19 protein-coding genes are annotated in these 24,845 nt (G+C 59.3%); 10 read left to right on the top strand and 9 right to left on the bottom strand.

All coding sequences use genetic code 11. The annotated features are described in order from the left end of the window. Window positions 1–96: 96 nt before the first annotated feature. From gltB to ACR0AI_RS07555, 5 genes are all read left to right on the top strand, one after another. The gene (gene gltB, locus ACR0AI_RS07575) at window positions 97–4,629 is read left to right on the top strand and encodes a glutamate synthase large subunit (RefSeq protein WP_480672911.1); all 4,533 of its coding nucleotides are present in this window, start codon (window positions 97–99) and stop codon (window positions 4,627–4,629) included. Between the two features lie 152 nt (window positions 4,630–4,781). Continuing rightward, the gene (gene mtgA / locus ACR0AI_RS07570) at window positions 4,782–5,522 is read left to right on the top strand and encodes a monofunctional biosynthetic peptidoglycan transglycosylase (RefSeq protein WP_480672909.1); all 741 of its coding nucleotides are present in this window, start codon (window positions 4,782–4,784) and stop codon (window positions 5,520–5,522) included. 58 nt (window positions 5,523–5,580) lie between these two features. Next, window positions 5,581–6,246 carry an FtsZ-binding protein FzlA gene (gene fzlA / locus ACR0AI_RS07565; protein ID WP_170380156.1) on the top strand — a complete coding sequence of 222 codons (666 nt, stop codon included), beginning with the start codon at window positions 5,581–5,583 and terminating at the stop codon, window positions 6,244–6,246. A gap of 75 nt (window positions 6,247–6,321) precedes the next feature. Continuing rightward, window positions 6,322–7,359: a tRNA epoxyqueuosine(34) reductase QueG gene (queG, locus tag ACR0AI_RS07560; RefSeq protein ID WP_480672907.1), complete on the top strand. Its 1,038-nt coding sequence runs from the start codon at window positions 6,322–6,324 to the stop codon at window positions 7,357–7,359. 71 nt (window positions 7,360–7,430) lie between these two features. Further along, window positions 7,431–9,434 carry a hydantoinase/oxoprolinase N-terminal domain-containing protein gene (locus ACR0AI_RS07555; protein ID WP_480673340.1) on the top strand — a complete coding sequence of 668 codons (2,004 nt, stop codon included), beginning with the start codon at window positions 7,431–7,433 and terminating at the stop codon, window positions 9,432–9,434. Between the two features lie 31 nt (window positions 9,435–9,465). Here ACR0AI_RS07555 and msrA read toward each other — a convergent pair whose 3' ends face one another. Both msrA and msrB read right to left on the bottom strand, forming a co-directional pair. Then, window positions 9,466–9,975: a peptide-methionine (S)-S-oxide reductase MsrA gene (gene msrA / locus ACR0AI_RS07550; protein ID WP_480672905.1), complete on the bottom strand. Its 510-nt coding sequence runs from the start codon at window positions 9,973–9,975 to the stop codon at window positions 9,466–9,468. Continuing rightward, window positions 9,972–10,421: a peptide-methionine (R)-S-oxide reductase MsrB gene (gene msrB, locus ACR0AI_RS07545; RefSeq protein ID WP_170380153.1), complete on the bottom strand. Its 450-nt coding sequence runs from the start codon at window positions 10,419–10,421 to the stop codon at window positions 9,972–9,974. Before msrB ends, msrA begins: the two co-directional genes overlap by 4 nt. Before the next feature lie 146 nt (window positions 10,422–10,567). Between msrB and ACR0AI_RS07540 the strand changes: the two genes are divergently transcribed. Beyond that, window positions 10,568–11,089, top strand: a complete 522-nt coding sequence (locus tag ACR0AI_RS07540; RefSeq protein WP_480672902.1) for a glutathione peroxidase — start codon at window positions 10,568–10,570, stop codon at window positions 11,087–11,089. Here ACR0AI_RS07540 and ACR0AI_RS07535 read toward each other — a convergent pair. The 5 genes from ACR0AI_RS07535 to ACR0AI_RS07515 form a co-directional block, all read right to left on the bottom strand. After that, window positions 11,065–11,952, bottom strand: a complete 888-nt coding sequence (locus ACR0AI_RS07535; RefSeq protein ID WP_170462798.1) for a DMT family transporter — start codon at window positions 11,950–11,952, stop codon at window positions 11,065–11,067. The genes ACR0AI_RS07540 and ACR0AI_RS07535 overlap by 25 nt on opposite strands. Window positions 11,953–12,159: 207 nt before the next feature. Beyond that, window positions 12,160–12,447 (bottom strand): HU family DNA-binding protein, encoded by a 288-nt coding sequence (locus tag ACR0AI_RS07530; RefSeq protein WP_050605937.1) that lies wholly within the window; start codon window positions 12,445–12,447, stop codon window positions 12,160–12,162. A 130-nt stretch (window positions 12,448–12,577) separates the two neighbouring features. Next, a complete protein-coding gene (locus ACR0AI_RS07525) occupies window positions 12,578–14,038 on the bottom strand; it encodes an AMP nucleosidase (RefSeq protein WP_480672900.1) in 1,461 nt (486 codons plus the stop codon). Further along, a complete protein-coding gene (gene ade / locus ACR0AI_RS07520; protein WP_480672898.1) occupies window positions 14,035–15,837 on the bottom strand; it encodes an adenine deaminase in 1,803 nt (600 codons plus the stop codon). Before ade ends, ACR0AI_RS07525 begins: the two co-directional genes overlap by 4 nt. A 153-nt stretch (window positions 15,838–15,990) precedes the next feature. Continuing rightward, window positions 15,991–16,851 carry a LysR family transcriptional regulator gene (locus ACR0AI_RS07515; protein ID WP_480672896.1) on the bottom strand — a complete coding sequence of 287 codons (861 nt, stop codon included), beginning with the start codon at window positions 16,849–16,851 and terminating at the stop codon, window positions 15,991–15,993. Between the two features lie 114 nt (window positions 16,852–16,965). On the opposite strand from ACR0AI_RS07515, the gene ACR0AI_RS07510 reads away from it, so the two are divergent. Continuing rightward, entirely contained in the window at window positions 16,966–17,721 is a 756-nt protein-coding gene (locus ACR0AI_RS07510) for a class II aldolase and adducin N-terminal domain-containing protein (protein WP_170765320.1), read from the top strand. Between the two features lie 23 nt (window positions 17,722–17,744). Next, window positions 17,745–18,734, top strand: coding sequence for a sterol desaturase family protein (locus tag ACR0AI_RS07505; RefSeq protein ID WP_480672894.1), 990 nt, complete (start codon window positions 17,745–17,747; stop codon window positions 18,732–18,734). Between the two features lie 21 nt (window positions 18,735–18,755). Here ACR0AI_RS07505 and ACR0AI_RS07500 read toward each other — a convergent pair whose 3' ends face one another. Then, window positions 18,756–19,388 (bottom strand): class I SAM-dependent DNA methyltransferase, encoded by a 633-nt coding sequence (locus tag ACR0AI_RS07500; protein WP_480672892.1) that lies wholly within the window; start codon window positions 19,386–19,388, stop codon window positions 18,756–18,758. A gap of 88 nt (window positions 19,389–19,476) precedes the next feature. Between ACR0AI_RS07500 and ACR0AI_RS07495 the strand changes: the two genes are divergently transcribed. Continuing rightward, window positions 19,477–20,331, top strand: coding sequence for an SDR family oxidoreductase (locus ACR0AI_RS07495; protein ID WP_480672890.1), 855 nt, complete (start codon window positions 19,477–19,479; stop codon window positions 20,329–20,331). Here the strand turns inward: ACR0AI_RS07495 and ACR0AI_RS07490 are convergent. Further along, window positions 20,315–21,931: a GMC family oxidoreductase gene (locus tag ACR0AI_RS07490; protein WP_480672888.1), complete on the bottom strand. Its 1,617-nt coding sequence runs from the start codon at window positions 21,929–21,931 to the stop codon at window positions 20,315–20,317. The genes ACR0AI_RS07495 and ACR0AI_RS07490 overlap by 17 nt on opposite strands. Window positions 21,932–22,289: 358 nt before the next feature. Between ACR0AI_RS07490 and katG the strand changes: the two genes are divergently transcribed. After that, window positions 22,290–24,491 carry a catalase/peroxidase HPI gene (gene katG, locus ACR0AI_RS07485; RefSeq protein ID WP_480672886.1) on the top strand — a complete coding sequence of 734 codons (2,202 nt, stop codon included), beginning with the start codon at window positions 22,290–22,292 and terminating at the stop codon, window positions 24,489–24,491. Window positions 24,492–24,845: the final 354 nt, after the last annotated feature.

Here is a 24,845-nt window from a genome sequence, read left to right as displayed (position 1 = left end):
TTTCCCTACGGGATACGCGTTCGATCCAGAACGCCAGCCAAAGACCAAAACCAGGGATCCGGCAATCCGTGCCCCCTTGGAAGCAGGAGACAGCAAATGACCAAATTTGATGCCGATTGGGTGCGCGCCGAGGAAACCAAGCGCAAGTGGATGGCGGAAAACGGTCTTTATTCCGAAGAGGAAGAGCATTCCTCATGCGGTGTGGGCCTTGTGGTGTCCGTCGACGGTAAGCCATCACGCAAGGTCGTGGATGCGGGGATCGATGCCCTCAAGGCGATCTGGCACCGCGGCGCTGTCGATGCGGATGGCAAGACAGGTGACGGCGCGGGTATCCACGTTCAGATCCCGGTTCCGTTCTTCTACGACCAGATCCGTCGCACCGGTCACGAACCCAAACTGGACGAGCTTATTGCGGTTGGACAGGTTTTCCTGCCCCGCACCGATTTTGGCGCGCAGGAAAGCTGCCGGACCATCGTGGAAACCGAAGTTTTGCGGATGGGGTATTACATCTACGGTTGGCGTCACGTGCCGGTTGATGTCACCTGTCTGGGCGACAAAGCCAACGCGACCCGTCCTGAGATCGAGCAAATCTTGATCTCGAACAGCAAAGGCGTGGACGAAGAGACGTTCGAGCGTGAGCTGTATGTCATCCGTCGTCGCATCGAAAAAGCGGCTGCGGCTGCTGGGATTTCTGGGCTTTATCTAGCGTCGCTCTCCTGCCGCTCGATCATCTACAAGGGCATGATGCTGGCCGAACAGGTTGCGGTTTTCTACCCCGACCTGATGGACGAACGCTTTGAGTCGGCCTTTGCGATCTATCACCAGCGCTATTCGACCAACACCTTCCCGCAATGGTGGTTGGCCCAGCCCTTTCGCATGCTGGCGCACAATGGCGAGATCAACACGCTGAAGGGCAACATCAACTGGATGAAGAGCCATGAGATCCGCATGGCGTCCTCGACCTTTGGTGACTATGCCGAAGATATCAAGCCGATCATTGCAGGTGGATCGTCGGATTCGGCCGCATTAGACTCGGTTTTTGAGGTTCTGGTGCGCGCAGGCCGCTCGGCGCCCATGGCGAAAACCATGCTGGTTCCGGAAAGCTGGTCCAAGCAGGCAGTTGAGCTGCCGCAGGCGTGGCGCGATATGTATTCCTACTGCAACTCGGTGATGGAACCATGGGATGGCCCCGCCGCTCTGGCCATGACTGATGGCCGCTGGGTCTGTGCCGGTCTCGACCGGAATGGTCTGCGCCCGATGCGCTATGTGGTGACGGGCGATGGTCTGGTCATCGCGGGCTCTGAGGCCGGAATGGTGCCGATTGATGAGGCCTCCGTGACCGAAAAAGGCGCTCTGGGTCCGGGTCAGATGCTGGCTGTCGACATGAAGCGCGGCAAGCTCTACCGCGACAAACAGATCAAGGACAAATTGGCCCGCGCCCTGCCGTTTGGTGAGTGGGTCAACAAGATCAACGATCTGGATGACGCCCTGGCCGGCGTGACCGAGACAGCCATGTTCCGCGGAGAAGAGCTGCGCAAGCGTCAGATCGCGGCTGGCTACTCGATAGAAGAGCTTGAGCAGATTCTCGCGCCGATGGCCGAGGACGGTAAGGAGTCACTGGCTTCGATGGGGGATGACACGCCCTCGGCTGTACTATCCAAGCAGTACCGCCCGCTGAGCCATTTCTTCCGCCAGAACTTTAGCCAGGTGACAAACCCGCCCATCGACAGCTTGCGCGAATACCGCGTGATGTCGCTGAAAACGCGGTTCGGTAACCTGAAAAACGTGCTGGACGAAGACAGCAGCCAAACCGAAATCGTTGTGCTGGGCAGCCCATTTGTTGGCAACGCGCAGTGGGACAAACTGGTTGAGACCTTCGGCTCTCCTCTTGCGGAAATCGACTGTAGCTTTGAGCCTGGTCGTGGCGCGCTGAGCGCCGCTTTGGCCCGTGTTAGAGCCGAAGCAGAGGAGGCTGTGCGCTCGGGCGCGGGGCATCTGGTGCTGTCCGACATGAACTCGGGGCAGGGCCGTGTGGCCATGCCGATGATCTTGGCGACCAGCGCGGTGCATTCGCATCTGACGCGGCAAGGGCTTCGGACCTTCTGCTCGCTGAACGTGCGTTCGGCCGAATGTGTTGATCCGCATTATTTTGCGGTTCTGATCGGCTGTGGTGCAACCGTTGTGAACGCCTATCTGGCCGAGGATTCGCTGGCCGATCGGATTGACCGTGGTCTGCTGGAAGGCACGCTGACCGAGAACGTCGCGCGCTATCGCGAGGCCATCGATCAGGGTCTGCTGAAGATCATGGCCAAGATGGGCATCTCGGTGATCTCATCCTATCGAGGCGGTCTGAACTTTGAGGCCGTGGGTCTTAGCCGTGCCATGGTTGCCGAATACTTCCCCGGTATGACCAGCCGGATTTCCGGCATCGGTGTCACGGGTATTCAGGCCAAGGTCGAGGAAATCCATTCCAAGGCGTGGGACAACGGCTTGGACGTGCTGCCCATCGGTGGGTTCTATAAAGCCCGGCAGTCGGGCGAGACCCATGCGTGGGAAGCAACCTCGATGCATATGATGCAGATGGCATGCAACAAGGCGTCCTACGAGCTGTGGAAGCAGTATTCGGCCAAGATGCAGTCGAACCCGCCGATCCACCTTCGCGATCTGATGGATTTCAAACCGCTGGGCAAACCAGTGCCGATCGAAGAGGTCGAATCGATCACCTCGATCCGCAAACGCTTTGTCACGCCGGGCATGTCGCTGGGCGCGCTGTCGCCCGAGGCGCACAAGACGCTGAACGTGGCGATGAACCGGATTGGTGCGAAATCCGACTCGGGTGAAGGTGGTGAAGACCCGGCACACTTTGTGCCGGAACCCAATGGCGACAACCCGTCGGCCAAGATCAAACAGGTGGCTTCGGGCCGGTTCGGCGTGACCGCCGAGTACCTGAACCAATGTGAAGAGCTTGAGATCAAAGTCGCCCAGGGTGCGAAACCCGGTGAGGGTGGCCAGCTGCCGGGTATGAAGGTCACCGACCTGATCGCGCGTCTGCGTCACTCGACCAAAGGCGTGACGCTGATTTCGCCGCCGCCGCACCATGACATCTACTCGATCGAGGATCTGGCGCAGCTGATCTATGATCTCAAGCAGATCAACCCGCGCTGCAAGGTGACGGTGAAGCTGGTGGCGTCCTCTGGCGTGGGCACGATTGCTGCCGGTGTGGCCAAGGCGAAGGCGGATATCATCCTGATTTCGGGCCACAATGGCGGCACAGGCGCATCGCCTGCGACCTCGATCAAATATGCCGGTCTTCCGTGGGAGATGGGCCTGACCGAGGCGCATCAGGTTCTGGCGATGAACAACCTGCGTGACCGTGTGACCCTGCGGACCGATGGTGGCCTGCGGACCGGTCGTGACATCGTCATGGCCGCGATGATGGGGGCCGAGGAATATGGCATCGGCACCGCAGCCCTAATCGCGATGGGCTGTATCATGGTGCGTCAGTGCCAGTCGAACACCTGCCCGGTCGGCGTCTGTACGCAAGACGAAAGCCTGCGCGCCAAGTTCACCGGCAACGCGGATAAGGTCGTCAACCTGATCACCTTCTACGCGCAGGAAGTGCGTGAGCTGCTGGCCAGCCTCGGCGCGCGTTCGATTGATGAGATCATCGGCCGGGCCGATCTGCTGGATCAGGTCAGCCGGGGCTCGGCGCATCTGGATGATCTGGACCTGAACCCGCTGCTGATCACCGTCGATGGTGCGCATGACATCGTCTACAACCGCGACAAGGACCGCAATGCGGTGCCGGATACGCTGGACGCCGAGATCGTTCGCGACGCGGCGCGGTTCCTGAAAGACGGTGAAAAGATGCAGCTGTCTTACGCGATCCAGAACACGCACCGGACCGTGGGTACACGCGTCTCCAGCCATATCGTCCAGAACTTCGGTATGAGAAACACGTTCCAGGACGACCACCTGCATGTGAAACTGCAGGGCTCGGCAGGTCAGTCGCTGGGGGCCTTTGCGGCACCGGGTCTGAAGCTGGAAGTGTCTGGCGACGCCAACGACTATGTCGGCAAAGGTCTGTCAGGTGGCATGATCGTTGTCCGCCCACCGCAGGTCAGCCCGCTGAAGGCAGATGACAACACGATCATCGGCAACACCGTTCTCTACGGCGCAACCGACGGGCAGTTGTTTGCCGCCGGTCGCGCGGGTGAGCGGTTCGCGGTGCGAAACTCGGGCGCCAAAGTGGTGATCGAGGGTTGTGGCTCGAACGGGTGTGAATACATGACTGGCGGGGTCGCTGTGATCCTGGGTGATATCGGGGCCAACTTTGGTGCAGGTATGACAGGCGGCATGGCCTATCTGTATGATCCGGAGGGCAAGGCGCAAGCGTTGATGAACATGGAAACGCTGGTGACCTGCCCGGTGACCATCGACCATTGGGAAGATCAGTTGAAATCCCTGATCGAGCGTCACGCGGCGGAAACCTTCAGCCGGAAGGCCTCGGACATCCTTCAGCATTGGGATGTGGAAAAGGCGAATTTCCTGCAGGTCTGCCCGAAAGAGATGCTGAACAAGCTCAGCCATCCTCTGACAAACGAAGTGGCTGCTGTTCCGGCCGAATAAGTCGGGTGCAGAGATAAATAAGAAGGACCCGCGTTTCTGAGGTGGAGTGCGGGTCTTTTTTGTATTTCGCGGCGGACACAGTCGCGCGGTCCAATCCGCCGATCCGGAATTCCGCCGTTCCCAAGACCGGCGCGGCGGCGTATAGCAAAACCATGGCAAAGAAAGCAGCCCGCAGTAAAAGCGGCAGAAAAAGTAAGGCAGGCAAGGGGCAAAAGACACGGTCGCTCTGGTCCCGTATCCGGCGATGGATGATCTATTCCGCGCTGGGCGTTGCGGCGTTTCTGGTGGCTTTGGTGGTTCTGTACTCGGTCGTGAACCCTCCGATCACGCATACGATCTGGTCTGAGTGGCGTCGCCTTGGAAAGGTCGAGCGCGAGTGGATCACGATGGATGAGATCGCTCCAATCATGGCGCGTTCGGTCGTTGCGGCTGAAGATGCGAATTTCTGTCTGCACTGGGGTTTTGACGTCGAAGCTATTCGTGACGCTTTGGAGGGGGGCGGGACCCGAGGGGCCTCAACCATCACGCAGCAGGTGGTGAAGAATGTCTTTCTGTGGCAGGGGCGCAGCTGGGTGCGAAAGGCGATGGAAACCACGATCACGCCAGTGGTCGAGATTTTCTGGAGCAAACAGCGCATTCTTGAGGTCTATCTAAACGTCGCGGAAACCGGGACGGGCCTATTTGGGGTTGAGGCCGCGGCGCAGCGGAACTTTGGTGTCAGCGCGGCGCAACTGAACCCAACGCAGGCGGCGCGGCTTGCGGCGATTCTGCCCTCGCCGCGCAAGCGCTCGGTGACGGACCCGTCGGTTTTCACACGCAGGCGGGCGGCGGCTATCCTGCAAGGGGCGGCTACCATCCGCGCAGATGGTCGCGCGGATTGTTTCGAGGATTGAATCCCACGCCCTGCCAAGGCTAAAGCTGAGGGGTACTCATTGGTTTGATTGGAAGTCCATGGCGCGTTTGTTTCACGTTCCCCTCTCTCCCTACTGTCGTAAGGTTCGGCTGTCACTGGCCGAGAAGAAGATCGAAGTTGAGCTGGTCGAAGAGCGGTATTGGGAGCAAGATCCGGATTTCCTGCGTCGGAACCCGGCTGGCAAAGTGCCGGTGTTGCGGTTGGACGGGCAGATCATGTCTGAGAGCGCGGCGATTTGTGAGTATATCGAGGACACGCGCCCAGAACCGCCCTTGATGCCCAAGACCGCCGAGGCGCGCTATGAGGTGCGGCGATTGGTGGGCTGGTTCGATGACAAGTTTCATCACGAGGTGACTTCGAAACTTCTGTATGAGCGGGTCAACAAGAAGATGACCGGGCAGGGCTATCCGGACAGCAAGAATGTCAAGGAAGGCGCGCGCGCGATCAAGTACCACTTGGACTACATGGCCTGGTTGCTGGATCATCGTCGCTGGTTGGCCGGGGATCAGATGACGCTGGCGGATTTCGCGGCGGCGGCGCATTTGTCGGCGCTGGACTATATCTCGGACGTGGATTGGAATCGCAGCGCGGCGGTGAAGGATTGGTACGCCAAGATCAAATCGCGGCCGGCGTTCCGGTCGATTCTGGCGGACCAGGTGCCGGGGTTTCGGCCTCCGCCCCATTACGCCGATCTGGATTTCTGATAGGGTGGCAAAGGGGGGCTGTCTGCCCCCCATCGCGCCAGAGGCGCGATTCCCCCCGAGGATATTTTTGGCCAGATGAAGAGCGGATCGGGTTTAAAGGAAAAACTGGTGGCGCAGGCTTTGGCCGAGGGGTTTGTCTCGTGCCGGGTGTGTCGGCCATGGGATGTGCCGCAGGTGCCTGCGCGCTTGGAAGCCTTTTTGCAGGCCGGGTATCACGGGCAGATGGGGTGGATGGCCGAACGGACCCATTGGCGCGGAGATCCGGCGGCACTGTGGCCCGAGGCGCGGTCGGTGATCATGTTGGCCGAGAGTTACACGCCCGAGCATGATCCGACCGAAGTTTTGCAGCATCCGGACCGCGCGGCGATTTCGGTCTATGCGCAGAACAAGGATTATCATGACCTGGTCAAAAAGCGGCTCAAGCGGCTGGCGCGGTGGCTGATTGCCGAGGCCGGGGGCGAGGTGAAGGTATTCGTCGATACCGCGCCGGTGCCGGAAAAGGCGTTGGGCCATGCGGCGGGGTTGGGCTGGCAGGGGAAGCACACCAATCTGGTCAGCCGAGAGTGGGGCAATTGGTGCTTTATAGGGTCTGTTTTTACGACTTTGGACCTTCCGGCGGATATGGCGGAAGTCGACCATTGTGGGTCGTGCCGTGCCTGTTTGGACAGTTGTCCGACAGATGCCTTTCCCGCCCCGTATCAGCTGGATGCGCGTCGGTGTATCTCCTACTTGACGATCGAGTACAAAGGCCCGGTTGAGGAAGAACTGCGTGGCAAGATGGGCAATCGGATTTACGGCTGCGATGATTGTTTGGCTGCGTGCCCTTGGAACAAGTTTGCCGTGGCTGCCAGCGACATTCGATATGCAGCGCGGGAGGATCTGAAAGCTCCGGCCCTTGCGGATCTTGCAATGTTGGATGATGCCGCGTTTCGGGCGAAATTCTCGGGCTCTCCGATCAAGAGGATCGGGCGCGACCGGTTTGTGCGCAATGTTCTCTATGCCATTGGCAACTCGGGCCGGGCCGAATTGCGGGCTGTGGCGCAGGGCTTGGCGGATGATCCCGATCCGACTGTTGCTGATGCCGCGCGCTGGGCGGTGGAACAGCTGGGTTAAATGCCGCAAACAGGCTGGACGTGTCGGTCCAAACCGCTACACCCATCTGCAGCGAACAGATGGAGGACCCGATGGCGCTGGCTTTGGGGGTAGATACAGGCGGAACCTATACCGATGCGGTGTTGATCCGGGATGAGCGTGAGGTGATCGCCTCGGCCAAGTCCCTGACCACGCGGGCGGATCTGGCGATTGGGGTCGGCAAGGCGATCTCGGCCGTTTTGGACGAGGCGCAGGTGACACCGGATCAGATCTCGATGGCGTCTCTGTCGACGACGCTTGCCACTAATGCTCTGGTCGAGGGGCAGGGTGGTCGCGTGGCCTTGATCTATATCGGGTTCAAGGAAAGCGATCTTGAAAAGCATGGTCTGAGGGATGCTTTGAAAGGCGACCCGGCGCTTGTCGTGGCAGGTGGACACAGCCATGCGGGTGGTGAGGTCGCAAAGCTGAATGTTGAAGCCCTAGAGGCGTTTTTAGACTCTCACACAGGGGTTTCCGGCTTTGCCGTGGCGGCTCAGTTCGCAACGCGCAACCCGACGCATGAGCTGGAAGCGGCGCGGATCATAGCTGAGAAGACCGGGGCGCCGGTCACCTGTTCGCATCAATTGTCGGCCAAGTTGAACGGGCCAAAGCGCGCCGTCACGGCTGTTTTGAATGCACGGTTGATCGGGATGATCGATCGCCTGATCGGGCGGGCCCAGGATCAGTTGCTGGCTTTGGACATTACCGCTCCGATGATGGTCGTGCGCGGGGATGGCGCGTTGATGAGCGCGGAACAGGCGCGTGGGCGGCCGATTGAAACGATTCTGAGCGGCCCTGCGGCCTCGATCGTCGGGGCGCGGTGGCTGACGGGGGCCGAGAATGCTCTGGTCTCGGATATTGGCGGTACCACGACGGACGTGGCACTGATCCGCGATGGGAAACCCGCGATTGATCCGGCGGGCGCGCAGGTGGGTGGGTTCCGCACAATGGTTGAGGCCGTCGCGATGCGGACTCACGGTTTGGGCGGCGACAGTCAGGTACATGTCATGACCGAAGGCTTGAAGGGCGGCGTTTTCCTTGGGCCGCGACGGGTGCTGCCGGTTTCACTGATCGCGTCCGAGGCGCCTGAAGTGGTGCATGCGATGCTGGACGAACAGCTGCGCTCAACCACAGTGGGCGAGCATGACACACGATTTGCTCGCTGTGTTCCGGGGGTGCGTGCCGACGGGATCGGCGCGCGGGAAGAGGCGTTGCTGGACAGGCTGGGCGATCAGGTCCTGCCCCTCAGCGGCTTGTTACGGACGCGGATGGAGAACGGTGCGCTGAACCGTTTGGTGGATCGCGGAATCGTTCAGGTTTCGGGGATCACTCCGTCTGATGCCAGCCATGTTCTGGACCGGGTCGAGGCGTGGGACGCAGATGCCGCACGCAAGGCGCTGGAACTGGTTGCGCGCAAACGGGTCGGGTCGGGTGACATGCTTGCGGCGACACCGGAACACCTGGCGCATATGATCATCGACCAACTGACCGAACAGACCAGTTTAACCTTATTAGAGACTGCTTTTGCCGAAGAGTCCGAAGATTTCGGTCTGCCCCCGAAGGAGCTTGCCCGGCATGTCCTGACCCAACGCGGATTGGCACAGCACCGAGGCTTGCTGGCGCTGGATGCGGCGTTGAATGTGGATGTGGTGGGTCTGGGTGCCTCGGCCCCCAGCTACTATCCAGCGGTCGGGGAGCGGTTGCGTTGCAAAATGGTTCTGCCCGAACATGCTGGTGTGGCCAACGCTATCGGGGCGGTGGTTGGGCGGCTGACTTTGCGACGGTCGGGGACCATTACGTCGCCTGCCGAAGGGCAGTACCGTGTTCATCTGGAGGACGGCCCGAAGGACTTCAACGCCTCGGATGAGGCTTTGGCGTTGCTGGAAAAGACTCTGCGAGATGAGGCGGAAGGTGCCGTGCGCGAGGCGGGTGCTGAAGATATCCGAGTGGTTGTCGACCGCGATATCCGAACCGCCCGCGTGGAAGAGCGCGAAGTGTTTGTCGAGGCGATGTTGACCGTCGAGGCCAGCGGGAGACCCCGGGTCGCCACGGGTTAACCCCCCTTCGAAACCCGAAGGGGACCAAGCGTTATTCAGCCGCGTCGCGTTTGGGCAGGACCCAATCGGGGCGCGGGAAGTGGCAGGTATAGCCGTTGGGGATGCGTTCCAGATAGTCCTGATGTTCGGGTTCGGCGTCCCAGAAATCGCCCACGGGTTCAAGTTCGGTGACGACCTTGCCGGGCCACAATCCACTGGCGTTCACATCCGCGATTGTTTCCAGAGCCACCTGCTTTTGCGCGTCATCCACATAGTAGATCGCTGAACGGTAGCTCATGCCAAGATCATTGCCCTGACGATTCGGTGTAGTCGGGTCGTGGATCTGAAAGAAGAACTCCAGCAGATCGCGGTAGGTGATCTGAGAAGGATCAAAGAAAATCTCGATCCCTTCGGCATGGGTTCCGTGGTTGCGATAAGTGGCGTTTGGCACGTCGCCGCCGGTATATCCGACACGCGTGCGGGACACGCCGGGCAGTTTGCGGATCAGGTCCTGCATGCCCCAAAAGCAGCCACCGGCCAGAACAGCGCGTTCGATACTCATTGGATGTCCTCCACATGGATCAAGTATTCGCCGTAACCTTCGTCCTCCATCTCGTCGCGATGGATGAACCGCAGGGCGGCAGAGTTAATGCAATAGCGCAGACCACCATGTTCGCGCGGGCCGTCCGGGAAGACGTGGCCAAGATGGCTATCGCCGTGTTTTGAGCGGACCTCGGTGCGGATCATACCATGGGTGGTGTCACGAAACTCTTCCACATGCTCATGGATGATTGGCTTCGTGAAACTGGGCCAGCCGCAGCCGGATTCGTATTTGTGCGTCGAGGCAAATAGCGGCTCGCCCGATACAATATCCACGTAGATGCCGGGCTCTTTATTGCCCAGATATGCGCCGGTTCCGGGGCGTTCGGTGCCGCTGCGCTGGGTGACGTGAAACGCCTCGGGGGACAGAGCGGCAACGACCGCGGGGTCCTTGGTGTAGCGGGACATGGCTCCTCCGATCAATTGGAATGGTTGAGTAGTATTTGGGCATAAAATTTCGGAAATCAAAATCATATTTCAAACCCCTCGCGCGCATGTGCGGTTGATCCGGATGGCGGTTTTGACCGTATCCTTAGTACCAAGGAGGTTTTGCCATGTTTCGTGTGTTGCTGCTGAGCGTTCTTTTGTTGATCGGCCGTGCTGTGCAAGCGGCGCCCTTGACGGCTGAGTTTGCGTCGATCGACGGGGGTGTTTTGTCCCTTGAGGCATGGCGTGGTCAGCCGGTTCTGGTGGTCAATACCGCATCGCAATGCGGCTTCACCGGTCAATACGCGGATTTGCAGAAGATGCATGAAACCTATGGCAAACGCGGTTTGGTGGTGCTTGCGATCCCGTCGGATTCCTTCAATCAGGAATTGGAAACAGCAAGCGAAGTCAAAGCCTTCTGCGAGATGAACTACGGCCTGACACTGCCGATGGCCGATATCACTCCGGTCAAGGGCCCAAAGGCGCATGCGTTCTACAAGGCCGTTGCGGACCAAACCGGTTTTGTGCCGCAGTGGAACTTCAACAAAATCCTGTTGGATTCAGAAGGTGAGGTCGTGGCTACTTTTGGTTCAAGCGTCAAGCCGACATCGCCGAAACTAACCCGTCAGGTCGAGGCACTGCTACCCTGACCAGGCTGACGCGACAGTTGCACCGCGAGAATGCCCAGCGTCGTGATCACAACACCCAGCGCATCCAGTGGCCCCAGCTTCTCACCCAGCAGAACGGCCGCGATGGCGACGCCGAACACGGGGTTGAGGAAGTGGAACGTGGCCGCGCGAGTCGCCCCGATCCGGTTGAGCAGCATGAACCAGATCAACGTCGCCAGAAGGCCGGGGAACAGCGTTGTGTAGCTAAACGCCAAAACCAGCGGCACTGTCAGGTGAATGCGGATCGTTTCAAATATCGGGGCGGCGACGAATAGAACCGCGGCACCCACGAACATCTGCAAGCCGACCACCATCATGAAATTGCCGCCCGACGTGGCCCCGCGCACCGATAGAGTAGCGAAGGTCAGGGCGAGGGCTGCGATTCCACAAAGGGCCACTCCGAACAGATCGACACCTGCGCCGATGCGGTTGCCCATGATGAGGGCAACGCCAACAAATCCAGCCAGTAGCCCTACAATCCCCAAGGGGCGCAAACGCTCACCCAGGAATGCCCAGCCCGCCAGTGCAACAAGCAGCGGCATGGTGGATGCGATTATCGCCGCGACCGAGGCCTCGACCGTTTGCATCGCATAAAAATTCAGACCCAAATAAAGGGCATTTTGGCAAACTCCGAACAGTATGGTCGCGCGCCACTGCTCACGTGTGAGGTGCCAGGATTGGCCCATGGCCCGCGCGATCGCGACGCCGATGATGCCGGAAATCAAAAAGCGCAACGCCAGCGAAAACAGAGGCGATGCATCCGCAACGATGATCCGAGCCGACGTAAAAGCCGACGACCAGATCAGGGCAAAGGTCAGCCCCATTGCGATGGCGCGCAGATCCATTTCCATCTCCTTGGGTGGGCGGTGTGCTTTTCTTAGATCGCTTTGCGTTTGATTTGAATCGAAATACGCTGCCTCTCCCTGCGGTCGAACGCGCATTTCGATAGCTTTGTTTCAGATAAAACGCAAAACGCTTTGAACGGGTCGCCTAGCAAGAAAAAAGGGGCCACCTTCCGGCAGCCCCACATTCTGTCAACATGACGTCGCGGCTTAGCCGTTCACGCTGTCTTTCAGAGCTTTTGCGATGGTCATCTTCACAACCTTGTCGGCTTCTTTGGTGAAGGTCTCACCAGTGGCCGGGTTGCGAACCTGACGCTCGGGGCGTTCGCGGCAGTAGATTTTGCCGACGCCGGGAAGGGTTACTGCGCCACCGGCCGAAACTTCGCGGGTGATCAGGCCGGTCACAGCCTCCAGCGCCGCATTCGCGGATTTCTTGTCGGTTCCCATTTCCTCAGCGAGAGCAGCCACCAGCTGAGTCTTTGTCATAGGCTTTGCCATTTCTTGGTCTCCTTAACGTGCCCGATCTATAGGGCCTCACCGCGTAACTGTAACGGGATATTGTGGACGAACACAACGAATAGTAGCGCGGAAAACCCTAAAAATATGGGGAAAACGTTGCTTTTTTACGTCAGAGGAAGGCCGTTTCGTCAAATGAACGCAATTTCCGGCTGTGCAAGCGTTCTAACGGCATGCCGCGCAGATGTTCCATCGCCTTTATTCCGATCGCCAGATGACGGCTGACCTGAGTTGTATAAAAGGACGACGCCATACCGGGAAGCTTCAATTCTCCATGCAGTGGTTTGTCGGAGACGCAGAGCAAAGTCCCGTAGGGGACCCTGAATCTGTAGCCATTTGCAGCGATCGTTGCGCTTTCCATATCCAGCGCAATCGCACGGGATTGGCTGAGCCGCTGCACAGGGCCGGATTGATCGCGCAGTTCCCAATTGCGGTTGTCGACCGAGGCGACAGTGCCCGTTCGCATGATCCGCTTCAGCTCATACCCTTCAAGTTCGGTGACCTCGGCCACTGCGCGTTCCAACGCCACCTGAATCTCGGCCAGCGGTGGGATCGGGACCCAGACTGGCAGATCATCGTCCAGCACCTTGTCTTCGCGCAGATAGGCATGGGCCAGTACGAAATCGCCCAAGGCTTGGGTATTGCGCAGGCCGGCGCAGTGCCCGACCATCAACCAGGCATGTGGGCGCAGAACCGCGATATGGTCGGTGGCGGTTTTGGCGTTCGACGGCCCGACGCCGATATTGACTAGAGTGATACCGGACCCATCCGCCCGCTTCAGGTGATAAGTCGGCATCTGAGGCAGCTTTATCGGCTGCTCAAGCGCTGCATCTGCCTCGGTGATCTCGATATTCCCGGTCGAGACAAAGCTGGTGTAGCCGCTATCTGAGTCGGCGAGTTGTTCACGCGCGTAGTTTTCGAACTCGGACACGTAGAACTGGTAGTTGGTGAACAGAACGTGGTTCTGGAAGTGCCCCGCATCCGTCGCGGTATAGTGCGCCAGCCGCGCCAAAGAGTAATCGACGCGCTGAGCGGTGAACAAAGCAAGTGGCCCGACCTCAGTATGATCATGTACGCCATTTACGATATCGTCATTGGTTGTTGTCAGATCGGGCACGTCGAACACATCGCGCAGGGTGAAACCCGCAGCACCTTGATGCGGCACCACCAGATCTGGGTTGTTGGCGACGGCAAAATGAACCGGAATCGGCGTATCGGAGGCAACGATGGTCACCGGCTGGTCGTGGTTCTTGATCAGCAACGCGATCTGCTGCGTCAGGTAAGAGCGGAAGAGGTCAGGTCGCGTTACGGTGGTTGCATGGATGCCAGGTTCCGAGACATGCCCGAAACTCAGGCGGCTATCGACCTGCGCGTAGCTTGAGGTCTTGATGCGAATTTCCGGGTAGTAGGCTCTAATGCGGGCCGAAGGGGCCCCCTCCTGCATGGCCGCCGAGAAGCCCTCGCATAAGAAATCCGTGGCTTGATTGTAGAGAAGTTCAAGCCGCGCGACGGCGGCCTCGGGGTCAGTGAAGTCTTCTGCAGCAGGTGTGTCAGGTGTTTTTATTATTGTCATGCCAGGGGTTCCAGAAGGTCTATCTTTTCAAACGTGCGGACATCCACCAGCCCAAGGTCCGAGATCCGCAATTCGGGGATCACAACGAGGGCCAGCAGAGAGTGTTGCATATAGGCGTTGTTCAGTTGACAGCCGCAGGCCTCCATCGCCTCGACCATTTTTTCGGCTTTGGCCGCGACCTCGGCGGCAGGGCTGTCGGACATCAGGCCAGCAATGGGCAGTTCCACCAGCGCCAGTTCCCGACCGTCCCGGAACAGGGTGATACCACCACCGACCTCGGCCAGGCGGTTGGCGGCCAGCGCCATCTGTGAGCGGTCGGTGCCGACGACGATCATGTGGTGGCTGTCATGGGCCACGGTTGAGGCCATCGCCATGTTGCCCTGATAGCCAAAGCCCGAGACGAACGCGTTCGTAACCCCTCCGGTCGCGCGATGGCGTTCCACCAGCGCGATCTGGCAGACCTCGCCCTCCCCCTCGACCAGACCGCCGATGATGGGCAATTCGGCCTTGAGCGCCTTGGTCGGGGCCTGGTTTTCGACAACACCGATGACATTGGCCTGAACCCGGTTCGCGCCTGCGGGGGCCTGGATTTCAAAGTCGCTTTCCGTCAGCTCATGCCCCAGATGCACCGTATTGCGTGCGTTGTTCGGCCAGTTCAGATGCGGGCATTCGACGGTGATGGCGCCGTTCTCAGCAACCACCTGCCCACGCGCAATAACCGTCTCGATCGGCAAATCGATCAAATCCGAGCTGAGGATGATATCCGCGCGCCGCCCCGGCGTGACCGAGCCGATCTCACGCTCCAGCCCGAAATGCGTTGCTGTGTTGATCGTGGCCATCTGCAACGCAACCAGAGGTTTGCACCCACAGGCGATGGCATGGCGCACCACGCGGTTCATGTGGCCTTCGTTGACCAAAGTGCCTGAGTGGCAGTCATCGGTGCATAAAATGAAGTTCCGCGGGTCCAGACCTTTCTCAGTGACAGCCGGGATCTGGGTCTCCACATCGTACCAAGCAGACCCCAGCCGCATCATCGAGCGCATCCCCTGCCGCACCCGCGCGATGGCGTCGGCCTCGCAAGTGCCTTCATGGTCATCCGCCGGGCCGCCAGCAACATAAGCCGCAAAATCAGACCCTAAATCAGGCGAAGCATAGTGTCCGCCGACCGTTTTTCCGGCCCGTTGAGTGGCTGCAATCTCGGCCAGCATCTTCGGATCGCCGTTGATCACACCGGGGAAATTCATCATCTCACCCAGCCCGATGATACCCGGCCAGCTCATCGCCTGTGCTACATCCTCGGGCGAGATTTCATAGCCGGTGGTCTCCAATCCCGGGGCCGATGGCGCGCAGGAAGGCATCTGAGTGAAGATATTCACCGGCTGCATCATCGCCTCGTCATGCATCATGCGCACGCCGTCGAGGCCCAGCACATTTGCGATCTCATGCGGGTCGGTGAACATCGAAGTTGTGCCATGCGGGATCACGGCCCGCGCGAATTCAGCGGGGGTCAGCATGCCCGATTCGATGTGCATATGTGCGTCGCATAGGCCGGGCAGAATGTAGCGCCCGTTGGCGTCGATGACCTGCGTGTCGGGACCGATACAGTGGCTGGCATCAGGCCCGACAAAGGCAATCCGCCCCTCGGCAATGGCGACGGAGTGATCGGGCAGCAGCTCTCGGCTGTGAACATTGACCCAGATACCACCGCGGATCACCAAATCCGCGGGTTCGCGACCTGCGGCAACGGCGATTAAACGGGGGGCGACATCGGGCCAGCTTGGGAAGGGTGTGTATTCCATGGCTCAACTTTCCTGAATGTGTTGTCAGGTGCAACCCCGGTAATCCCGTATCATGAAATCATCACAAATCCCGCCCGCAGCGCGCCAGCGCTGCCCGGCCCAACCAGAGAAGCTGCCCCGTAGGGGCCGCGACGAAGGGCGGGAGAGATTCCCTCACCCGATCTCGCGACGTATCCAATTGGCAAAGGCCACCGCTCCGGGCGTTTCCTCGGCTTGGGGGGAAAGCAGCAGGTAATAGGCCTCGGGCATCTCCGCTCGATGTTCAAAAGGGGCCACCAGCAAGCCCTGCTCAATCAACCGGTCTGCGATCGTATCATGCGCAAGGCACAAGCCACCTCCGGCCATCGCCGCTGATAAACAAACCAGATAGGTCGTGGCGTAAGTAATGTACGGTTTGCGCCATGTTAGAGCCTGATCATCCGCCCAACTGGCCCAATTTGAAAGCAGGTTTGAACAGTCATACAGTGGCTTTTCCTGCAGTGTCTCGAGGTCCACACTGAAACCGGGCGCGCAGACAGGAAAATAGTGTTCACGCCGCAGCAGCTCGGTTCGGACCGTATCGGCGGGCCTCAGGGAAAAGCGAATCTCGACCGCAGCGCCTTCGGCCATTTCCTGCGGCTCCCAGAGCTCTGTGAAGATGTTTAGTTGGACATCCGGGTGCTCGGCCCGAAAGGCGGGCAGGCGCGGGGCCAGCCAATTCACGGCAAAGGTGATGTTGCACTGAACCTGAACCGCGTTTTGCTGAGCGCCCGTTACGGCCTGTGTGCCGCGCACCAGCGTGCGAAATGCCTCTCGCACGACGGGCAGGTAGGTGATTCCGGCCTCGGTCAGTTCCAGCGCCTTAGGGCGTCGCAGGAACAAGGGCTGGCCCAGATGCCCCTCGAGCGACTTGATCTGCTGGCTTACCGCGCTTTGCGTCATGTTCAGATCGCGGGCGGCGCCGGTGAATGATAGGTGGCGTGCCGCCGCCTCGAATGTGCGCAGCCAGCCCAGAGGAGGCAGGGAATTCTGCATATGTATAACCTCACCATAAGTTTTGCTAATGAGATATATGCGTTTTTTTCGTTGGTCAAACTCAAGGACCCAAGGCAGGCTTTGTTAAAACCAATTGCCCTAAGGAGCGTTCCCATGAGTGTCGCCAATCTTCGCCCCAATATCGACCATTGGTCCGAGCGTGTGGACATGGCCGCGACGTTCCGCTGGACCGAGCGTCTGAACCTTCACGAGGCCGTTGCCAACCATTTCAGCCTTGCGGTGAACGAGGACGGCACGCAGTTCCTGATGAACCCCAATCAGATGTATTTCGGGCGTATCCGGGCCTCGGACCTGTTGTTGCTGGATGCCAATGATCCGGATGTCATGAGCCAACCCGGCGCGCCGGACCCGACCGCTTGGGGGCTTCACGGGTCGATCCATCGCCACTGCCCGCATGCACGGTGTGTCATGCATGTACATTCGATCTTTGCCACTGTGCTGGCATCGCTGGCGGACAGCAACATGCCCCCTATCGACCAGAACACGGCCACTTTCTACAACCGCTATGTGATTGATGAGGAATTCGGTGGTCTGGCGTTTGAGAGCGAGGGGGAACGCTGCGCCTCAATGCTGTCGGACCCGAAAAAGAAGGTCATGATCATGGGCAACCATGGTGTTCTGATCATCGGCAGCGACCCGGCAGATACCTTTAATAGACTCTATTATTTCGAGCGCGCCGCCGAAACCTACATCCGTGCGCTGCAAACGGGCCAACCGTTGCGCGTGCTATCCGATGAGATCGCCGAGAAGACTGCGCAAGAGCTGGACGACTACCCCGATCAAGCCCAGGCGCATCTGCGCGAGATCAAAGCCCTGCTCGACGCCGAAGGCTCGGACTACGCAACCTGACCAAATAGACAGAAGTGACTACCATGACCGACACCGCTCAGGACCCGGAAGCCGCCCGTTGGAATTATCACCCCGAAGGACCGGTGGGATTGAACCCTCTATTCACTTGGCCGCTCCGCCCGGCGGCGGTCCTAAAATGGTATGGCGGGGCGTGGTTGCAGATCACCTCGCTGACCCTGTGCATGACACTGGCCGTGATCGCCTATGTCCTGTTCTTCCCCGGATTGGACGCAATGAAGAGCTTTTCGGCGGGGTGGATGTTCCGGATTTGGCTGCTGAATATGGTGCCTCAGACTATGGTCGCGGGCGGTTTGCATTGGTGGCTTTACATGCGCAAAGGGCAGGGCATGTACAAAAAGTTCGATCGCCGTGATCTGACCCGGGACAACGGCAACTTCACCTTCCGCAATCAGGTCCTCGACAATATTTGGTGGACCTTGGGCAGCGCGATGACAGTGGCGACCGTTTATCAATGGGTGATCTTTTGGGCGATGGCCAATGGTTATGTGCCGACTGTGACATGGGCCAGCGCGCCGGTATGGTTTGTTCTGTGGATGTTGCTGATCCCCATGTGGTCCGGCCTGCATTTCTATTGGGTGCACCGGTTGGAGCATCACCCGAAGCTCTATAAACATGTCCACGCGGTGCACCACCGCAATGTCAATATCGGGCCCTGGTCGGGAATCTCAAACCATTGGTATGAGAACATCCTCTACTTCACGACCTATTTCATTCACCTTATCATCCCATCGCACCCGCTGCACCTTCTATTCCATACCTACTTTCAGCAGATCAGCCCGGTTCTATCCCATTCCGGTTTCGAAAAGCTGAGGGCGAAAGAAACGGATGCCGCCCGCGCTGGCGATTTCTTCCATCAGCTGCACCACCGCTATTTCGAGTGCAACTACGGCACCTCGGAAATCCCGTTCGACAAGTGGTTCGGCACCTATCACGACGGCTCGGCCGAGGCGACGACGCGCACGCGGGCGTTCAAGAAACAGATGTACACCTAGCGTTTCAGGTCAAAGACCTGATCAGGTCCTCTCGAACAGGGCGACATAGGCCGTGTCGTCCTTGTTCGGACCGGCGGCGAGATCTCCGTAGATGCGGACCTCAGGCAGGGACAGGTTGATGATCTGACCCTGCTCAAGCTGCCTGAAGGCGTCGGCAAAGCCCAGTTTCTCATAGTGCTTGGCGTTGATTGAGATGGCAAATTGCGCACCCGGGCGCGCGACGCGCAGCAAGGCGGGCAGCACCTCGGGGCCCAGATGGCCATGGGTGAACGTGCCAGAAGACACGATACCCGAATAGCTGTGGCGCGGGACCGGGATACCTTGGGTCAGGTCGGCCTCGATCGCGTCGCGATAGGTGTCCTTGCGCATGGCCTGATCCAGCATTTCGGCGCTGATATCCGTGGCGTCGATCGGCCCAACCCCCAAACTGGCCAGAACCGCGCCACACAGACCGGTGCCTGCGCCGACATCCAGCACCGGGCCTTGCCCCCCGGCCCGCACAAAGGCGCGGGCGGTGTGGATATGCAGCTGATAGTCCTCGCGCGCGGCAAAACCGTCATCATAATCGCCCGCCCACTCGGCATAGAGGCGCTTGTTGTCGTCCGGCGAAGTCAGCGCGTAGGCCGCGTGCAGGTCTGGGGTTTTCTCGCTCATGCCTAAAAGAAAGGCGCATCGCGAGATTCGAATCAAGTGTGTCGACGTGCCGCTTGCATCCCCGGTCTGCTCGGATCATCTAGAGGGCATGACGAACACACTGTTTTCCTTTGGTCACGGATACTCTGCCCAAGCCCTGTCGCGCCGCCTTACGCCCGAGGGCTGGCGCGTTGTCGGTACCACGCGGGATGCCGAGGGGACTGACGCAATTCGCGCCTCGGGTGCTGAGCCGTTGATTTGGCCCGGGGATGTGCCGGATCTGGATGGGGTCTCGCATTTGCTGATCTCCACCGCGCCGAAGGAGGATGGCGATCCGGTTCTGGCGGCGCTGAGCGCCGAGATCGCCGCGCGCGCGGAGCAGTTCAAATGGGTTGGGTATCTGTCGACCACGGCGATCTATGGCGATCATCAGGGCAACTGGGTGGATGAGACCACGCCACCCGCGCCGACAGCCAAGCGCGGGCGCTGGCGTCTGCTGGCCGAGGAGCAATGGTCGGCCATTCCTAACCTGCCGATCCATATCTTCAGGCTCGCCGGTATCTACGGGCCCGGTCGAGGGCCGTTTTCCAAGCTCAAGGGCGGTGGGACCCGGCGGATCATCAAACCGGGTCAGGTGTTCTCGCGCATCCATGTGGAGGATATCGCGCAGGTTCTGGCAGCTTCGATGGCGGCCCCCAATCCCGGCGCTGTTTATAATGTTTGCGATGATGAGCCGGTGCCGCCACAGGACGTAATCGGCTACGCAGCTGAGTTGCAGGGCCTGCCGCTACCGCCCGCCGTTCCGTTTGAAGAGACCGAAATGACGCCTATGGCGCGCAGTTTCTACAGTGAGAACAAGCGGGTTCGAAACAACCGGATCAAGGATGAGCTTGGGGTCAAACTGCTCTACCCCAATTACCGCGTTGGGCTTGAGGCCCTGATGAAGGTCACTGAGCAGCCTTAATCATGTCCGCCGCTTTCTCGGCGATCATGATCGTGGGCGCATTGGTGTTGCCCGAGGTCAGCGTTGGCATGATCGACGCATCGACGACGCGCAGCCCTTGGATTCCGTGAACCTTTAGCTCTGGGTCGACCACAGCCATCTCATCCAGCCCCATCTTGCAGGTGCCGACGGGGTGATAGATCGTATCGGCGCGGGCGCGGATATGGCGTTCCCAATCCGCGTCGGTTTCGGCGGTCTCAGTCCCGAACATCTCTTTATGACGGTAAGGGGCAAGGGCGGGGGCCTGCATGATGTCGCGCATCATCCGCGCACCTTTGATCATGGTTTGCAGATCGCGGTCATCCGACAGAAAGTTGGGATCAATGGCGGGCGCGGCAAAGGGATCGGCACTATGCAGACCGACGGCGCCCCGGCTTTCGGGCCTTAGCTTGCAGATGTGGCAACTGTAGCCATGGCCATAGTGCAGCTTGCGGGCGTGATCATCGACCAGCGCAATGGCGAAATGGAGCTGAATGTCGGGACGATCAAGCTCAGCGGAGGTCTTCAGGAACGCAGCCCCTTCGGCAAAGGGAGTTGAGGCCATCGACGACCCGGTTTTGCGCCAACGCAACAGGTGCCCCATCAGACGCATGCCTGCCGTCAGGCCGATGCCGAAATTGTCTGTGTCCTTGGTTTTGTAGGCCAGAATGAAATCCAGATGATCTTGCAGGTTCTTGCCGACCCCGGGCAAGTCATGACGGACTGCGATTCCGTGTTGGCGCAACTCTTCCCTGTCGCCGATACCGGACAGCTGCAAAATTTGCGGTGATTGAAGCGCGCCCGCACAGATCAATACCTCTCGTCTGGCCGTGACCGAGATATCTGCGCCTTTTGCTCTCTTTTTATAGATCACTCCGGTCGCGCGTTTGCCGTCGAAGGTCAGCTCCTTGGCATGGGCATGAGTGATGACGGTCAGGTTCGGACGATCCATGACCGGATGCACATAGGCCGCTGCGGCTGAACATCTTTCCCCGTTGCGGGCTTGGTCGTGGAATTGCGTCACCTGATAGAGACCGACGCCCTCGTTATCGCCGCGATTGAAATCCTCGACGCGGCGGTGCTGCATTTGGCTGGCGGCATCAATGAAGGCATGGGTGATTGGGCGCGGCTCTTTCTGATCCGACACCTGCAGGGGGCCACTATCGCCATGTAGCTCATCTGCGCCCTGCTCGTTGTTCTCGGAGCGTTTGAAGTAAGGCAGAACGCTGTCCCAATCCCAACCCGCGCAGCCCAGATCGGCCCAACCGTCATAGTCCTGTCGCTGCCCGCGTATATAGAGCATGGCATTGATCGCGCTGGAGCCTCCCAAGGCTTTGCCGCGCGGCTGATATCCTTTCCGCCCGTTCAGGCCCGGTTGCGGGACTGTCTCGAACGCCCAATTGCTGATCTTGGGGCGTCCGGGAAGCGTCGACACTACGGCGGCGGGCATACGGATGGCGATATGTTTTCCGGGACCACCGGCCTCAAGCAGGCAGACGCTGATGTTCGGGTCCTCGCTCAGGCGACCGGCCAGAACCGATCCTGCCGAGCCTCCGCCGACGATCACATAGTCAAACTCCATCCTGCTGTCCTTATGTCCTGCTCGGGGTCCTTGGCCGCATACTCGGGCCAGACTGAAAGCGAACAGGGAAGAAGACAATCTGCCTGTGGGGGTTGTGACCCAAGGTTACGAGTCGGAGGATCTGTGTATCATAGGATTTGGTTATGGTTATTATGAGAAAACAAAACTTATATCTATGTCTTTGGTTTGCTAAATTTCCCTCGACACAAGGGCGCAGAGTCGCCCTGATGAGTGGGGGCTGCGCCAATTTCGGCGAGCGACCCTTGAAATCCATCAGGGCTACATCTTTCTGTAATCTTGTTCGTTACAGTTAATACCGCGCTGAGCCGCAAGACCTGAGCCAGGATTGGAGATCGATATGGACGGAAGTGATAACCCCAAAGCAGGCGGTTGCCCTGTGATGCATGGCGCTGGCACGCGGTCGAACCGCGACTGGTGGCCCAACCAGCTGAAACTTTCGATCCTGCACCAGCATGCACCGGCATCGAACCCGATGGGCGCAGATTTCGACTATGCGGAAGAGTTCAAGAAGCTGGACTACAAAGCGCTGAAAGAGGACCTTTATGCGCTGATGACGGATTCGCAGGACTGGTGGCCGGCGGATTACGGTCACTATGGTGGTTTCTTCATTCGTATGGCCTGGCACAGCGCCGGCACATACCGGACTGCGGATGGCCGTGGCGGCGCCTCGACCGGCAACCAGCGCTTCGCTCCGCTGAACAGCTGGCCGGATAACGGAAACCTCGACAAGGCCCGCCGCTTGCTCTGGCCGATCAAGCAGAAATACGGCAACCAGATTTCCTGGGCCGACCTGATGATTCTGGCGGGCAACTGCGCCATCGAGTCGATGGGCGGAAAGACCTTCGGTTTCGCCGGTGGTCGCGAAGACATCTGGGCCCCAGAGGAGGACATCTATTGGGGGTCGGAAACCGAATGGCTGGCCCCGACGGACAACCCGCATAGCCGTTACTCGGGCGAGCGTGATCTGGAAAACCCACTGGCCGCCGTGCAGATGGGTCTGATCTACGTGAACCCAGAAGGTCCGGACGGACAGCCCGACGCGCTGGCCTCGGGCCGTGATATCCGTGACACCTTCGGTCGTATGGCGATGAATGACGAGGAAACAGTCGCCCTGGTCGCAGGTGGCCACACCTTTGGTAAGGCGCATGGTGCGGGTGATCCCGATCTGGTTGGTCCCGATCCAGAGGCCGCTCCGATTGAAGAAATGGGCTTTGGCTGGATCAACAAGTTCGGCTCGGGCAAGGGTGACGACACCACCACCTCGGGGATCGAGGGCGCGTGGACGGCTAACCCAACGAAGTGGGACAATGGTTATTTCGACCTACTGTTCGGCTATGACTGGAACCTGACCAAAAGCCCCTCGGGCGCGTGGATCTGGGAGCCGGTGAATGTCAAAGAAGAAGACATGGCCCCGCAGGCGCATGATCCGTCGAAAAAGGTCAAAACCATGATGACCACCGCCGACATGGCGATGCGTATGGATCCGATCTACGGCCCGATCTCGAAGCGGTTCCACGAGAACCCGGAAGAGTTCGCCGATGCGTTCGCACGCGCCTGGTTCAAGCTGACTCACCGCGACATGGGTCCGCGCTCGGCCTATATTGGCGAAGAAGCCCCTGCTGAAGAGCTGATCTGGCAGGACAACGTCCCCGCAGTGGATCACGATCTGATTGACGATGCGGATGTTGCCGACCTGAAAGCCAAGATCGCTGCGACTGGCCTGTCTGTGTCCGAGTTGGTCTCGACTGCTTGGGCCTCGGCTTCGACTTACCGTGGGTCGGACAAGCGGGGCGGTGCCAATGGTGCGCGTATCCGTCTTGCGCCGCAGAAAGATTGGGACGTCAACGAACCTATGAAGCTGTCCAAGGCACTGGGCGCGTTGGAAGGCGTTCAGGCCGCGTTTAACGACGCTCAATCTGGTGGCAAGAAAGTGTCCTTGGCCGATGTGATCGTTCTGGCCGGTGCTGTTGGTATCGAACAGGCGGCCAAAGCAGGCGGTCAGGATGTTGAAGTTCCGTTCACCCCGGGCCGGACCGACGCGTCGCAAGATCAGACCGATGTGGACAGCTTTGCAGTTATGGAGCCAATCGCAGATGGGTTCCGTAATTACCAGAAGGCCGACTATACCGTCTCGCCCGAAGAGCTGTTAGTCGACCGGGCGCAGCTGCTGACACTGTCAGCCCCGGAGATGACGGCCCTTGTTGGCGGTCTGCGCGTCTTGGGTGCGAATTTCGGCGACAGCAAGCACGGTGTGTTCACAGATCGCGTCGGGGTTCTGAGCAACGACTTCTTCACCAACATTCTGGACATGAGCACCGAATGGAAGCCGTCGGGTAAAGGCGTCTATGAAGGTCGTGATCGTTCCAGCGGTGCGGTCAAATGGACGGGCACCCGTGTCGATCTGGTCTTCGGTTCGAACTCGCAACTGCGGGCATTGGCCGAGGTGTATGGTCAGGCAGATGCCGAGGGCAAATTCGTCTGTGACTTCGTGTCGGCCTGGAACAAGGTGATGAACGTGGATCGTTTTGATTTGAAGTGATTGCCTACACCGCTCACGAAAAAGCGCCGTCCGAGGAGACTCGGGCGGCGTTTTTGTTGGCCTGTCCTGAACGCATACCAAGCATTGGGTACGATTCAGGTGTTTGGCTGTTCGTTGTCAGCTACCTGTGGGGATATAGGCGGAAAAACCGCCAGTAAAATGAAGCTAACCTGTTGCTTTAATTAAGGTAGGAAACTTTCTGCCGAGAAATTTGAAGTTTTTGCAAAATGGGGGTTGCAGGTCCCAGACCTAATCCGTAAATACCCCTTCACCGGCGCTGCTGAGGCGCTGGGGCGCTGCGGAAGCGGCGGGGACGCTCAGGATAGACTGGGGGCATCTGAGGTTGAGTTTTAG

The sequence above is a fragment of the Ruegeria sp. BG3 genome, assembly GCF_056538485.1.
This window is presented reverse-complemented; position numbering and strand designations above follow the sequence as displayed.

Bases quoted from the DNA above. Each gene is read 5' to 3' on its own strand.
- gltB (WP_480672911.1), top strand. From the start codon at position 97: ATGACCAAATTTGATGCCGATTGGGTGCGCGCCGAGGAAACCAAGCGC.
- mtgA (WP_480672909.1), top strand. From the start codon at position 4,782: ATGGCAAAGAAAGCAGCCCGCAGTAAAAGCGGCAGAAAAAGTAAGGCA.
- fzlA (WP_170380156.1), top strand. From the start codon at position 5,581: ATGGCGCGTTTGTTTCACGTTCCCCTCTCTCCCTACTGTCGTAAGGTT.
- queG (WP_480672907.1), top strand. From the start codon at position 6,322: ATGAAGAGCGGATCGGGTTTAAAGGAAAAACTGGTGGCGCAGGCTTTG.
- ACR0AI_RS07555 (WP_480673340.1), top strand. From the start codon at position 7,431: ATGGCGCTGGCTTTGGGGGTAGATACAGGCGGAACCTATACCGATGCG.
- msrA (WP_480672905.1), bottom strand. From the start codon at position 9,975: ATGAGTATCGAACGCGCTGTTCTGGCCGGTGGCTGCTTTTGGGGCATG.
- msrB (WP_170380153.1), bottom strand. From the start codon at position 10,421: ATGTCCCGCTACACCAAGGACCCCGCGGTCGTTGCCGCTCTGTCCCCC.
- ACR0AI_RS07540 (WP_480672902.1), top strand. From the start codon at position 10,568: ATGTTTCGTGTGTTGCTGCTGAGCGTTCTTTTGTTGATCGGCCGTGCT.
- ACR0AI_RS07535 (WP_170462798.1), bottom strand. From the start codon at position 11,952: ATGGATCTGCGCGCCATCGCAATGGGGCTGACCTTTGCCCTGATCTGG.
- ACR0AI_RS07530 (WP_050605937.1), bottom strand. From the start codon at position 12,447: ATGGCAAAGCCTATGACAAAGACTCAGCTGGTGGCTGCTCTCGCTGAG.
- ACR0AI_RS07525 (WP_480672900.1), bottom strand. From the start codon at position 14,038: ATGACAATAATAAAAACACCTGACACACCTGCTGCAGAAGACTTCACT.
- ade (WP_480672898.1), bottom strand. From the start codon at position 15,837: ATGGAATACACACCCTTCCCAAGCTGGCCCGATGTCGCCCCCCGTTTA.
- ACR0AI_RS07515 (WP_480672896.1), bottom strand. From the start codon at position 16,851: ATGCAGAATTCCCTGCCTCCTCTGGGCTGGCTGCGCACATTCGAGGCG.
- ACR0AI_RS07510 (WP_170765320.1), top strand. From the start codon at position 16,966: ATGAGTGTCGCCAATCTTCGCCCCAATATCGACCATTGGTCCGAGCGT.
- ACR0AI_RS07505 (WP_480672894.1), top strand. From the start codon at position 17,745: ATGACCGACACCGCTCAGGACCCGGAAGCCGCCCGTTGGAATTATCAC.
- ACR0AI_RS07500 (WP_480672892.1), bottom strand. From the start codon at position 19,388: ATGAGCGAGAAAACCCCAGACCTGCACGCGGCCTACGCGCTGACTTCG.
- ACR0AI_RS07495 (WP_480672890.1), top strand. From the start codon at position 19,477: ATGACGAACACACTGTTTTCCTTTGGTCACGGATACTCTGCCCAAGCC.
- ACR0AI_RS07490 (WP_480672888.1), bottom strand. From the start codon at position 21,931: ATGGAGTTTGACTATGTGATCGTCGGCGGAGGCTCGGCAGGATCGGTT.
- katG (WP_480672886.1), top strand. From the start codon at position 22,290: ATGGACGGAAGTGATAACCCCAAAGCAGGCGGTTGCCCTGTGATGCAT.